9 protein-coding genes, 1 other RNA gene and 4 pseudogenes are annotated in these 12,884 nt (G+C 64.2%); 12 read left to right on the top strand and 2 right to left on the bottom strand.

What is annotated here, in order from left to right; translation table 11 throughout:
* The first annotated feature begins 55 nt into the window (after positions 1-55).
* From OR16_RS02705 to OR16_RS40735, 6 genes and pseudogenes are all read left to right on the top strand, one after another.
* Positions 56-1,027 (top strand): LysR family transcriptional regulator, encoded by a 972-nt coding sequence (locus OR16_RS02705; protein ID WP_006156425.1) that lies wholly within the window; start codon positions 56-58, stop codon positions 1,025-1,027.
* Positions 1,028-1,195: 168 nt separating this feature from the next.
* A complete protein-coding gene (locus tag OR16_RS02700) occupies positions 1,196-2,503 on the top strand; it encodes a Glu/Leu/Phe/Val family dehydrogenase (protein WP_006156424.1) in 1,308 nt (435 codons plus the stop codon).
* A gap of 367 nt (positions 2,504-2,870) precedes the next feature.
* On the top strand, positions 2,871-3,770 hold the full coding sequence (locus OR16_RS02695; RefSeq protein ID WP_006156423.1) for a glutamate/aspartate ABC transporter substrate-binding protein: 900 nt from the start codon (positions 2,871-2,873) through the stop codon (positions 3,768-3,770).
* Positions 3,771-3,833: 63 nt separating this feature from the next.
* Positions 3,834-4,562: an amino acid ABC transporter permease gene (locus OR16_RS02690; RefSeq protein ID WP_006156422.1), complete on the top strand. Its 729-nt coding sequence runs from the start codon at positions 3,834-3,836 to the stop codon at positions 4,560-4,562.
* An 11-nt stretch (positions 4,563-4,573) separates the two neighbouring features.
* Positions 4,574-5,257: a glutamate/aspartate ABC transporter permease GltK gene (gene gltK / locus OR16_RS02685; protein WP_006156421.1), complete on the top strand. Its 684-nt coding sequence runs from the start codon at positions 4,574-4,576 to the stop codon at positions 5,255-5,257.
* Positions 5,254-5,691: pseudogene (locus OR16_RS40735) on the top strand (amino acid ABC transporter ATP-binding protein); the annotation flags it as partial. The gene gltK and the pseudogene OR16_RS40735, both read left to right, overlap by 4 nt.
* On the opposite strand, the pseudogene OR16_RS02680 reads toward OR16_RS40735, so the two are convergent.
* A pseudogene (locus OR16_RS02680) lies at positions 5,692-6,471 on the bottom strand (class II glutamine amidotransferase); the annotation flags it as partial.
* Between the two features lie 130 nt (positions 6,472-6,601).
* Here OR16_RS02680 and OR16_RS02675 point away from each other — a divergent pair.
* The 5 genes and pseudogenes from OR16_RS02675 (at position 6,602) to rnpB (ending at position 11,188) form a co-directional block, all read left to right on the top strand.
* Positions 6,602-7,690 carry a tartrate dehydrogenase gene (locus OR16_RS02675; protein ID WP_006156419.1) on the top strand — a complete coding sequence of 363 codons (1,089 nt, stop codon included), beginning with the start codon at positions 6,602-6,604 and terminating at the stop codon, positions 7,688-7,690.
* 17 nt (positions 7,691-7,707) lie between these two features.
* Positions 7,708-8,821: pseudogene (locus tag OR16_RS02670) on the top strand (glycerate kinase type-2 family protein).
* 47 nt (positions 8,822-8,868) lie between these two features.
* Positions 8,869-9,917, top strand: a pseudogene (gene pyrC / locus OR16_RS02665) (dihydroorotase).
* 26 nt (positions 9,918-9,943) lie between these two features.
* Entirely contained in the window at positions 9,944-10,804 is an 861-nt protein-coding gene (locus OR16_RS02660; RefSeq protein WP_006156417.1) for a DUF3025 domain-containing protein, read from the top strand.
* Positions 10,805-10,846: 42 nt separating this feature from the next.
* An RNA gene (gene rnpB / locus OR16_RS39445) (RNase P RNA component class A) lies at positions 10,847-11,188 on the top strand.
* A gap of 81 nt (positions 11,189-11,269) precedes the next feature.
* On the opposite strand, the gene OR16_RS02655 is transcribed toward rnpB, so the two are convergent.
* Positions 11,270-11,692 carry an OsmC family protein gene (locus OR16_RS02655; protein ID WP_006156416.1) on the bottom strand — a complete coding sequence of 141 codons (423 nt, stop codon included), beginning with the start codon at positions 11,690-11,692 and terminating at the stop codon, positions 11,270-11,272.
* 763 nt (positions 11,693-12,455) lie between these two features.
* Here OR16_RS02655 and rplM point away from each other — a divergent pair.
* A complete protein-coding gene (gene rplM / locus OR16_RS02650; RefSeq protein ID WP_006156415.1) occupies positions 12,456-12,884 on the top strand; it encodes a 50S ribosomal protein L13 in 429 nt (142 codons plus the stop codon).

The raw sequence follows: 12,884 nt of genomic DNA, 5'->3' as shown, positions 1-12,884 counted from the left end.
AATATTATTCCAGGTGGTGGCGGAGCCGCGGTGAGCCGGTGGATAATGCCGCCTCATGGAAATCAAGTGGCTTGAAGACTTCGTCAGCCTGGCCGAGACACATAGCTTCTCGCGCTCGGCCGAGCAGCGTCACGTGACGCAGCCTGCGTTCTCGCGCCGGATCCAGTCGCTGGAATCCTGGGTGGGCACGGAGCTGATCGACCGCTCCAGCTATCCCACCAGCCTGACGCCGGCGGGCAAGGTGTTCTATGAGCAGGCGCTGGCCATGCTGGCGCAGGTCAGCGAGACCCGTGCGCTGATGCGGGGGCAGCGTTCCGCCAATGCGCAGGTGCTGGAATTCGCCGTGCCCCACACGCTGTCGCTGACGTTCTTCCCCGAATGGCTCAAGGCGGTGGAGCGCGAGATCGGCACGCTGCCGTGCCGGCTGCGCGCGCTCAACGTGCATGACGCCGTATTGGCGCTGGTCGATGGCGGCTGCGACCTGGTGATGGTCTACCACCATGCGCGCCAGGCGATCCAGCTCGATCCCGCGCACTACGACATGATGGTGCTGGGCACCGAGCGGCTGTCGCCCTACAGCGTGCCGGACGCCGCCGGCAAGCCCCTGTACCGCCTGCCGGGCACGGACAAGAAGCCGGTGCCCTTCCTTAGCTATACGCCCAATGCCTTCCTTGGCCGCATGGTCGACATGCTGCTGTCCGAGACCACCGACGCGCTCAAGCTCGATAAATGCTATGAGACCGATATGGCCGAGGCGCTCAAGGTGATGGCGCTGTCCGGGCACGGCATGGCCTTCCTGCCGGAGAGCGCGGTGCGCGAGGAACTGGCCCAGCACCGGCTGGTGCGTGCGGAGAGCGCACGCGGCATGCCGCTGTCGATCGACATGGAAATCCGGCTTTACCGGGAGAAGCCGGGCGAACACGTCAGCGAGCGGCGCAGCGCGCAGGTTCGCAACAAACGCCAGCTGGTGGATCGCGTGTGGTCGTCGCTGGCAGCGCAGACCTTGCCCGCACTGCCGAAATCCTGAAGGCGCGCGGCTGGCGCGCCGGCAGCGCGGACACATAGCCGGGAGGGGCGGCACCGGGCGTTCGCCAAAGGTTATGCAAACCATGCATAACGGGATAATCAAACGGCATTGGCTTCGGCAGGGCTGCCTCCCCTAAGCTGGCGGCACCCTTCACACCGGAACCAAACGATGTCTTCCGCAGCGCCGTCCAATCCTGCCGTCAAGAACCACACCCTGCCTTCCTACCTGAACGCCGACGCGCTCGGGCCCTGGGGCATCTACCTGCAGCAGGTCGATCGTGTCACGCCGTACCTGGGCTCGCTGGCCCGCTGGGTCGAGACCCTCAAGCGCCCCAAGCGCGCGCTGGTGGTCGACGTGCCGATCGAGATGGACAACGGCACCATTGCCCACTTCGAAGGCTATCGTGTGCAGCACAATATGTCGCGCGGCCCGGGCAAGGGCGGCGTGCGCTTTCACCAGGACGTGACCTTGTCGGAAGTGATGGCCCTGTCGGCCTGGATGTCGGTCAAGAATGCCGCGGTCAACGTGCCGTACGGCGGCGCCAAGGGCGGTATCCGCGTCGATCCGCGCACGCTCTCGCGCTCGGAGCTGGAGCGCGTGACGCGCCGCTACACCAGCGAAATCAACTTCATCATCGGACCCAACAAGGACATCCCGGCGCCCGACGTCAACACCAATGAACAGGTGATGGCATGGATGATGGACACCTACTCGATGAATTCCGGCAGCACCGCCACCGGCGTGGTGACCGGCAAGCCGATCTCGCTGGGCGGATCGCTGGGCCGCCGCGAGGCCACCGGCCGCGGCGTGTTCGTGGTCGGTTCCGAAGCGGCGCGCAACCTGGGCCTTGAGATCAGGGGCGCACGGGTGGCCGTGCAGGGCTTTGGCAACGTCGGTGCCGTGGCCGCCAAGCTGTTCCACGAGGCTGGCGCCAAGGTGGTGGCGGTGCAGGACCATCGCACCGCGCTGTACAACCCGGCTGGCCTGGATGTGCCCGCCATGATGGAATATGCCTCGCACAGCGGCACCATCGAGGGCTTCCAGGGCGAGACCATTTCCGCCGAGCAATTCTGGCACGTGGATTGCGAAATCCTGATCCCGGCCGCGCTGGAAGGCCAGATCACCGCCCAGAACGCGCCCCACATCAAGGCACGCATGGTCATCGAAGGTGCGAACGGGCCGACCACGCCCGAGGCCGACGACATCCTGCGCGAGCGCAATATCCTGGTGGCGCCCGACGTTATCGCCAACGCTGGCGGCGTGACGGTTTCCTATTTCGAGTGGGTACAGGACTTTTCGAGCTTCTTCTGGACCGAAGAGGAAATCAACCAGCGCCTGGTACGAATCATGCAAGAGGCATTCCGGGCGATCTGGCAGGTCGCTCAGGACAATAAGGTTACCTTGCGCACGGCCGCCTTCATCGTGGCATGCACGCGGATTCTGCAGGCGCGCGAAATGCGCGGTCTCTATCCCTGATACCTGACACGGCTTGGCACCGCGGCGTCGCTCGATAGTGATGCTGCGACGCAACAAGCGCATCCAGGATTGGTGACGCGGCTGTCGGGCTTCCCGGCAGCCGCGTTGTCGTATGCGCTCGCTTTTCCCCTGCGCCAGAGGGGCATCCCCTGTTGGCCAGGCATGGCCGCAAGGCCGGCCCGAGGGGTTGGAACAAGGGTCATGCGGGATTGGAGGCATAGCTCGGTTTGCCCCGCAAACCGTGCCTGAAATGGCGTTGTTAGGGGAAAAACCCGTTGTCTTGAGTGCCTGCCTGCGCAATACTATTTCGTCGGCGGGTGGATTTTTGTTAGAGTCCCGCTTTTCTCTTCATGGTCAAGGAGATGTTATGAATGTTGCCAAGTTGGCTTCCCTGATGATTGCGGCTGGCGTGCTGTGCGGTACCGCGCAAGCTGCCGAGCAACTGACGGGCACGCTGCAGAAGATCAAAGACACCGGTGTGATTACGCTTGGCGTTCGTGAGTCGTCGATTCCGTTCAACTACAACCTGGGCGGTGTGCGCCAGGTCGGCTATTCCTACGACATCAACGTCAAGATCGTGGAAGCCATCAAGGACCAGCTGAAGCTGCCCAACCTGCAGGTCAAGGAAATTCCGATCACCTCGCAGAACCGTATCACCCTGCTGCAGAACGGCACCATCGACATCGAGTGCGGTTCTACCACCAATAACCTCGAGCGCCAGAAGCAGGCATCGTTTACCACCAGCATCTTCATCATCGGCACCCGCATCATGGTGAAGAAGGATGGCGGCATCAAGGACTGGGCCGACCTCAAGGGCAAGAACGTGGTGACCACCGCCGGCACCACCTCGGAACGCCTGCTGCGCAAGATGAACGATGACCAGAAGCTGGGCATGAACATCATCAGCACCAAGGACCACGGCCAGTCGTTCCTGACGCTGGAATCGGGCCGCGCGGTCGCCTTCATGATGGACGACGCACTGTTGTACGGCGAACGCGCCAAGGCCAAGAACCCGGCCGACTGGGTCGTGGTTGGCAAGCCGCAATCGCGTGAGTCGTACGGCTGCATGATCCGCAAGGATGATGTACCGTTCAAGAAGCTGTCCGACCATGTCATCACCGGCATGATGAAGGACGGCTCGATCAACACGCTGTACACCAAGTGGTTCCAGCAGCCGGTTCCGCCCAAGGGCCTGAACCTGGACTTCCCGCTGTCGGAAGACATGAAGGCACTGTTCAAGACGCCGAACGACAAGGCACTCGACTGATACTGGGATTCCGGTTGTGTGAAACGGAAGGCATGTCCTTCCGTTTCTTTTTGAGGACACATCATGAACTACAGCTGGCATTGGGGTGTATTCCTCGAACAAGCGGCCCAGAACGAGACCTACCTGGACTGGATGATTTCCGGCCTGAAGGTCACCCTTGCACTCGGGCTCTCGTCGTGGATCATCGCCCTCGTTATCGGCTCCGTGCTCGGCGTGCTGCGCACGGTGCCCAACAAGTGGCTGTCCGGCCTGGCCGCAACTTACGTCGAGATCTTCCGTAATATTCCGCTGCTGGTGCAGTTGTTCATCTGGTATTTCGTCATGCCCGAGCTGTTGCCCGGTGGCGAGTCGTTCAAGCAGATGAACCCGTTCGCCCAGCAGTTCCTGGCAGCCATGCTGTGCCTGGGCACCTTTACCGCGGCCCGGGTCTGCGAGCAGGTGCGCTCGGGGATCAACTCGCTGCCGCCCGGCCAGAGGAACGCCGGCCTGGCGATGGGCTTCACGCTCGCACAGACTTACCGCTACGTGCTGCTGCCGATGTCGTTCCGCGTCATCGTGCCGCCGCTGACCTCCGAGTTCCTGAACATCTTCAAGAACTCCGCGGTGGCGTCGACCATCGGCCTGCTGGAGCTGGCGGCGCAGGGGCGCCAACTGGTGGACTACACGGCGCGCCCGTATGAGTCCTTCATCGCGGTGACCATCATGTACGCGTTGATCAATATCGTGGTCATGCTGCTCATGCGCTGGGTTGAGGGACGCACCCGCGTGCCCGGCTTCATCGGCGGCAAGTAAGGGGACACGTCATGGCATATTCATTCGATTTCAGCTCGATCAACGCGACCACGCTGGAAGTGCTGGGCGAGGGCATGCTGGTCTCGCTCAAGATCACCGTCACCGCGGTGGTGGTCGGCATCGTCTGGGGCACTATCCTGGCGATGATGCGGCTGTCCTCCGTCAAGGCGCTGAACTGGTTCGCGCAGGGCTACGTCACCATCTTCCGGTCGATCCCGCTGGTGATGGTGCTGCTGTGGTTCTTCCTGATCATCCCGCAGCTGCTGCAAAAGGCGTTCAACCTGTCGCAGGCGTCGGACCTGCGCATGACCTCGGCGCTGATCGCCTTTGCCTTGTTCGAGGCGGCGTACTATTCCGAGATCATCCGCGCGGGTATCCAGAGCGTGTCGCGCGGGCAGATGTTTGCCGCGCAGGCCATGGGCATGACCTACGGGCAGTCGATGCGGCTGGTGATCCTGCCGCAGGCCTTCCGCAACATGGTGCCGCTGCTGCTCACGCAAGGCATCATCCTGTTCCAGGATACGTCGCTGGTCTACGTGAGCGCGCTGGCGGACTTCTTTGGCCAGGCCTACGGCATCGGCGAGCGTGACGGCCGCATCGTGGAGATGCTGCTGTTCGCCGGGCTGGTGTATTTCATTATCTGTTTCTCCGCATCGCTGCTGGTCAAGCGTTACCAGAAAAAGGTGGCCGTATGATTGAAATCAACAACGTCTCCAAGTGGTATGGCGCCTTCCAGGTGCTGACCGATTGCACCACCAAGGTCGCCAAGGGCGAAGTCGTGGTGGTGTGCGGCCCGTCGGGTTCGGGCAAGTCGACGCTGATCAAGACCGTCAACGCGCTGGAGCCCTTCCAGAAGGGCGACATCACGGTGGACGGCACCTCGGTGGGCTCGCCCAAGACCAACCTGCCCAAGCTGCGTTCGCGCGTGGGCATGGTGTTCCAGAACTTCGAGCTGTTCCCCCACCTGTCGATCACCGAGAACCTGACCATCGCCCAGATGAAGGTGCTCGGCCGTTCCAAGGACGAGGCGATGGCCAAGGGCCTGAAGTACCTGGATCGGGTGGGCCTGAAAGCCCAGGCGGCCAAGTTCCCGGGCCAGCTGTCGGGCGGCCAGCAGCAGCGCGTGGCTCGGCACCGTCAGCGTCATCACCGAGCGGCCTTCCTCGAACATCATCAGCTCGCCCGGGGCAAAGGCGGTCCAGGTTTCGTTGTCGGTCAGCGGGGCGGTGGCGATCACCGCCACGCGGTCGTCGGGCGTGGTGACCTGGGCGAAGTCGATCGAAAGATCGGCATCGATCAGGTGGGCGGTGGAGAACGGCCACTGGCGCACGATGTAGTACAGGCGCGTGGAGCAGTGGGAGAACAGCGCCTGGCCATTCGACAGCAGGTAGTTGAAGACGCCGTGCAGCGTGATCTCGCGCGTGATGTCCGCCAGCGCGTGGCACAGCTCATTGAGCGGCGGCTGCGAGCCGGGAAAGCGCTTGCGCAGCCCCTGCATCAGCGTGCAGAAGGCGAGTTCGCTATCGGTGTCGCCCACCGGCTGGTAGACCCCGGACAGGAAGGGCGAGAAGTTCTTCAGGTCGCCGTTGTGGGCGAAGATCCAGTGCCGGCCCCACAGCTCGCGCATGAAGGGATGGCAGTTTTCCAGCAGCACCGTGCCCTGGGTCGCCTTGCGGATATGCGAGATGACGTTTTTGGACTTGATCGGGTAGCGCTTGATCAGTTCGGCCACGGGCGAGGTGCCGGCGGACTGGTTGTCGATGAACAGGCGGCACGCCTTGTCCTCGAAGAACGCCACACCGAAGCCGTCGGCATGGTGATCCGTCACGCCGCCGCGGGCAGCGAAGCCGGTAAAGGAGAACGTCACGTCGGTCGGCGTGGCGCAGTTCATGCCGAGCAGCTGGCACATGGCGGGCACCGGACCGGCAGCAAGCTGCCGGATTGCAATAGAATGTTCCATTATCCGGCCTGCCCGGGTTATCTGCCAAGCGCAGCGCGTTTTTCCCCGATTTCAATACAATTCAGCGGGCTTTCGAGACATGAGCAAATACAGGATCGCAGTCATTCCCGGCGATGGCATCGGCACCGAAGTGATGCCGGAGGGCCTGCGCGTGATGGACGCCGCCGCGCGCCGGTTCGGCATCGACCTGCAGTTCGACCACTTTGACTTCTCCAGCTGCGACTACTATGCCCGCCACGGCAAGATGCTGCCGGACGACTGGTTCGACACCCTGGTCAAGTACGACGCCATCTACTTTGGCGCGGTGGGCTGGCCGGATGCCGTGCCCGACCATGTCTCGCTGTGGGGCTCCTTGCTGCAGTTCCGCCGCTCGTTCGACCAATACGTCAACCTGCGCCCGGTGCGGCTGATGCCCGGCATCCGCAGCCCGCTGGTGGACCGCGACGGCAACGCGCGCAAGCCGGGCGACATCGATTTCTACGTGGTGCGCGAGAACACCGAGGGCGAGTACTCCAGCATTGGCGGACGCATGTTCCCCGGCACCGATCGCGAGGTGGTGATCCAGGAAACGGTGATGACGCGCACGGGCGTGGACCGCATTCTCAAGTTCGCCTTCGAGCTGGCGCAGAAGCGCCCGGCCAAGCATCTGACCTCGGCCACCAAGTCCAACGGCATCTCCATCACCATGCCCTACTGGGACGAGCGGGTAGAGGCCATGGCCTCCAACTACCCTGGCGTGAAGGTCGACAAGTATCACATCGACATCCTGACCGCGCACTTCGTCCAGCATCCGGACTGGTTCGACGTGGTGGTCGCCAGCAACCTGTTCGGCGATATCCTGTCCGACCTGGGCCCGGCCTGCACCGGCACCATCGGCATCGCGCCCTCGGGCAATATCAACCCGGACCGCACCTTCCCCAGCCTGTTCGAGCCGGTGCATGGCTCCGCGCCGGACATCGCCGGGCGCGGCGTGGCCAACCCGATCGGCCAGATCTGGTGTGGCGCCATGATGCTGGAGCACCTGGGCCAGCCGGAAGCCGGCGCGGCCGTGCTGGGTGCCATCGAGAAGGTGTTGTCGGCCGGGCCGGAGCATGCTCCGCTGACCCGCGATATCGGCGGCAAGGCCGGCACGGCGGACCTGGGCCGGGCCATCGCGGACGCGCTGTGAGCACGGCCGCCCAAGCTTTGCCGGCCACCGCGGCCGAGGCACGCGCGCTGCTGCTGGATAGCTTCCACGCCGCGGTGGCCGGCAGCCGATCCGCTGCGCATCGTGGCGGATCACCTGCCGCCGCCGCAGGCTGGCGGGCGCACCCTGGTGGTCGGGGCCGGCAAGGCCGCTGCCTCGATGGCGCTAGCCGTGGAGCGGGCTTATGCCGGCCACAACAGTGCGGCGCAACTCGACGGCCTGGTGGTGACGCGTTACGCCCACGGCCTGCCGACCGCACACGTCCGCGTGATCGAGGCCGGCCACCCGGTGCCGGACGAGGCCGGCGAGCGCGCTGCCGCCGAGATCCTGGCGCGGGCCAGCGAGCTCGGGCCGGACGACCGGCTGATCGTGCTGGTGTCCGGCGGCGGGTGCGCCATCGCCTCCGGTCCCACCGTGCCCGATCCCAGCACCTATGCCGATGCGCAGGCCATCCTGCGCCGTTACGGTGCGGTGGTCCCTCCGGCGGTGCAGGCCTACCTGGAGCGCGGTGCGCGCGGCGAAGTGGCGGAAACGCCCAAGCCTGGCGATCCGCTGTTCTCGCGGGTGGAGAATCGCGTGATCGCTACTGCCCACGGCAGCCTGGTGGCGGCGGCGGAGCATTTCCGCGCGCGCGGCATCCAGCCGGTGGTGCTGGGCGACACGGTGACCGGCGAGGCGCAGGAAGTTGCCCGGGTCTACGCGGCGCTGGTGCGCGAGATACGCGCGTACAATGCGCCATTCGCGGCGCCTGTGGTGCTGATTTCCGGTGGTGAATGCACCGTCACGCTGCCGCAGGGCGGTGGCGGGGCGGCCGGAAAGCCCCGTGGCGGGCGTTGCTCGGAGTTCCTGCTGTCGCTCGCGCTGGAGCTGGATGGCGCTGATAATATCTACGCCATCGCGGCGGACACCGACGGCATCGACGGCTCCGAGGACAATGCCGGCGCGTTGCTGGACCCGTCCACGCTCGCGCGGGCGCAGGCCGCGGGCGCACCGGCGCGCGCCCGGCTCGACGCACACGACGCCTGGGGCTTCTTCGAGGCCGCCGGCGATCTCGTGGTGACAGGCCCCACGCGCACCAATGTGAACGACTACCGCGCCATCCTGATTCTGTAATCCAAAGAAAGCGCCAGCCGCGACCGCCGGCCGGCCCCCCGAAAGCCATGACCCAGACTCTCACCATCACCCGCCCCGACGACTGGCACCTGCACCTGCGTGACGGCACGGCCTTGGCCGCCGTCCTGCCCGATACCGCCCGCCAGTTCGCCCGCGCCATCATCATGCCCAACCTGAAGCCGCCCGTGACCACGGTGGCGCAGGCCGCAGCCTACCGCGACCGCATCCTGGCCGCGCTGCCGGCCGGCATGGCATTCGAGCCGCTGATGACGCTGTACCTGACCGACAAGACCACCGCCGAGGAAATCCTCGCGGCCAAGGCCAGCGGCTTCGTGCACGGGGTCAAGCTGTATCCGGCAGGCGCCACCACCAATAGCGATGCCGGCGTGACCGACCTGCGTCACTGCGCGGCCGCGCTGGAAGCCATGCAGCGCGTGGGCCTGCCGCTGCTGGTGCACGGCGAAGTGACCGATCCGGCGATCGATATCTTCGACCGCGAAGCGGTCTTCATCGACAAGGTCATGACGCCGCTGCGCCGCGATTTCCCGGCGCTCAAGGTGGTGTTCGAGCACATCACCACCAAGGATGCGGCCGAGTACGTGCGCGACGCCGAAGGCCCGGTCGCCGCCACCATCACCGCGCATCACCTGCTCTACAACCGCAATGCCATCTTCACCGGCGGCATCCGGCCCCACTATTACTGCCTGCCGGTGCTCAAGCGCGAGACCCACCGCGAAGCCCTGGTGGCCGCGGCCGTGTCGGGCAGCGAGCGCTTCTTCCTTGGCACCGACAGCGCGCCGCACGCGCGCGGGCTGAAGGAACACGCCTGCGGCTGCGCCGGCTGCTACACCGGGCTGCACGCCATGGAGCTCTACGCCGAGGCCTTCGAAGCCGCCGGCGCGAAGCCGCCGGCGCGCTCGACAAGCTGGAAGCCTTTGCCAGCTTCAATGGCCCGGCGTTCTACAGCGTGCCGCGCAATAGCGGCACGCTGACCCTGGTCCGCGAAGCGTGGGAGCTGCCTGCGGAACTGCCCTATGGCGACACCACGCTGGTGCCGTTGCGCGGCGGCGAGACGCTGCACTGGAAGGCCCGCTAAGCCGCGCTGGCGAAGTGGAAGCGGCAGTGCAAGCAGAAAGCCATGTCCGGCTGGCGCTGGCCGGCGCGGTGGCGCAGATCGACTGGGCGCAGCCGTGGTTCCGGCCGTTTGCCACCATCGGCACCGCGCTGGCCGGCGCGCTGCGCGGCGGCGCAGACCTGCGCGCCGTGCTCAGCGAAATGGCCGCGCAACGCAGGCTGCGCAACGCCCGCGGCGTGCCGCTTCGCTTCGTTGCGCAAGCCGAACTGCCCGCGGGCACGGCCTATGAGGCGCATATCCATGCCACCGGCGCCGTGCCAACGCGCGACAACCTGCATGATTTCTTCAATGCGCTGATCTGGCTGCATTTCCCTCGTTCCAAGCGTGTGCTGAACCGGCTGCAGGCCCGCGCCATCGCGGCGGCAGGCGTGCAGGGCCGCCGTGGCAGCCTGCGCGATGCCGCGACCCTGTTCGACGAGAACGCCATCTTGTTCCTGAGTGCCGACAGCGGTCTGGAGTCGGTGCTGCGAGGATTTGGCTGGGAGCATCTGTTCCTGGCGCGGCGGGATGCCTGGGACGGTAGCGAGCACGCCGGCAGCGGCGACGGCACAGCCGGCTGCGGCGTGGTGCCTTTTGGCCACGCCCTGCTGGAAAAGCTGGTGCGGCCCTACAAGGCCCTGACCGCGCATGCTTGGCCACTGGCGGTCCCGCCGGCGGCCGGCGCCGCGTTGCCCGGCTCGCTTGACGATGCGGTGTGCGCCTCGCTCGAGGCGGCCGAGCTGCACAGCGCCCGCTTTGCGCCATTGCCGGTGCTGGGCATACCCGGCTGGTGCGAAGGCAATCGCGATCCGGCCTATTACGCCGATACCGCCGTGTTTCGCCGGGGGCGCCGCGCGCAGCCGGCATGAGGGTGGCCGGTTCATGGCCAACGGTGTTAGACTGCGGGCCGCAAAGCAGGCCAGACAATCGCTGCTTGCACCCTTGTGGTGCAAGGGGAGGAAAGTCCGGACTCCACAGGGCAGGGTGTTGGCTAATAGCCATCCACGGCAACGTGCGGAATAGGGCCACAGAGACGAGTCTTGCCATCGGGTTCGCCTGATGGGAAGGGTGAAACGCGGTAACCTCCACCTGGAGCAATCCCAAATAGGCAGGCATTGAGGCGGCCCGCTGAGCCTGCGGGTAGGGAGCTTGAGCCGGTCGGTAACGGCCGGCCTAGAGGAATGATTGTCACGTGCCGGCAACCGCAAGGAAGCCGGTGCGCACAGAATCCGGCTTATCGGCCTGCTTTGCTTCTGATTCTTTCGTGTGGCGCGCACCCATTCCCCATGGGGGCGCCACAGCTGGCTCCCCCGGGGCCGGCCAGGCGCTAGCGCCTACGCTTCTACAATTTCCACCGTGTGCGTGATTTCCGCCGTCTTGGCCAGCATGATCGAGGCCGAGCAATATTTGTCGTGCGACAGGTGGATGGCCCGTTCGACCGAGCCTGGGTTCAGGTTCCGTCCGGTCACCGTGAAATGGAAGTTGATCTTGGTGAACACCTTCGGGTCTTCGCTGGCGCGCTCCGCTTGCAGCTTGACGCTGCAGCCGCGCACATCCTGCCGGCCCTTCTTCAGGATCAGCACCACGTCATAGGCAGTGCAGCCGCCGGTACCCAGCAGGACCATTTCCATCGGACGCGGGGCCAGGTTGTGGCCACCGCCCTCGGGCGCACCGTCCATCGCCACGATATGGCCACTGCCCGTCTCGGCCACGAAGCTCATGCCGTCGGCGCCCATCCAAGTTACTTTGCATTCCATTTTGTTCGATCCTGCGTTCTAGTGAGTGCGTATTCGATCATGAACACGCGATTTCAAAGCTTGCTTTTTGAGTATAGGCCACTTGCCTGGAAGCGTCGTAACTCGACACTTTTCCCGGAAACTGAAGCTTTCTTCTAAGATGACAGCGCTGTGACAGCCAGATAAACTCTTAAGTGATTGATTTTATTGTATAAAAAACACTCCAATGCCTTTTGACGATTTTTTACAATACGGAATGTCATTTCGCACTGCAAATTTCCTTGCGCTGGGAGGGCGCTCATGTATAATTTGAATCATTGAACGACGGCGCACAACACGGCGCAGAGTGCGAAAGCGAATCGGATGGCTTCAGCCACATTCGCCGGTCCGCACCGCGACCCAGCCCCGTCGATCTCCCGGTGTCTCCTCCACCCTCCTCCTTTGGTGGATTCAAACCCAAGCTCAATAGCTTGGGTTTTTTTTATTGCGCCTGCCCGGCCAACTGCGCTCTCAGCTGTGATGTGTCTCATAGCGTACTTTCGCACCCGCACCTGCGGTTCTGGTTAGCGAGCAGCACACGGCGGGGCACCATCTTGGCGTTATTCCCCAACTTTCCTTGTGCTCAGGCCGTAGTCCGCAGTATACTCGTGGGCTTTTCCGTCATGCCCGCGGGAAGGAATTCAGGGAGAGCCTGCACATACAAGCAGGAAGGTCAGATCCTAAGGGTCGGCCGACGACGTAAAGTCAATGTTTCGGGCAGGTTCTACAAGTCTCAGGAAAAATCATGAAGACCTTTTCCGCAAAGCCTGCAGAGGTTAAGCGCGACTGGTACGTGATTGACGCGACGGACAAAGTCCTCGGCCGTGTTGCCAGCGAAGTGGCACGCCGACTGCGCGGCAAGCACAAGCCGGAGTTTACTCCGCACGTCGACACGGGTGATTACATCATCATCGTCAACGCAGGCAAACTGCGTGTCACGGGTACCAAAGAAACCGACAAGAAGTACTATCGTCACTCGGGTTACCCGGGCGGCATTTACGAAACTACGTTCGGTAAGATGCAGCAACGTTTCCCGGGCCGCGCCCTGGAAAAAGCTGTGAAGGGCATGTTGCCGAAGGGCCCGCTGGGCTATGCGATGATCAAGAAGCTGAAGGTTTACGCCGAAGCCGAGCATCCGCATGAAGCGCAGCAGCCTAAAGCGCTGGAAATCTAA

This window comes from Cupriavidus basilensis OR16, from assembly GCF_000243095.1.
Lineage (GTDB): Bacteria > Pseudomonadota > Gammaproteobacteria > Burkholderiales > Burkholderiaceae > Cupriavidus > Cupriavidus basilensis_D.
This window is presented reverse-complemented; position numbering and strand designations above follow the sequence as displayed.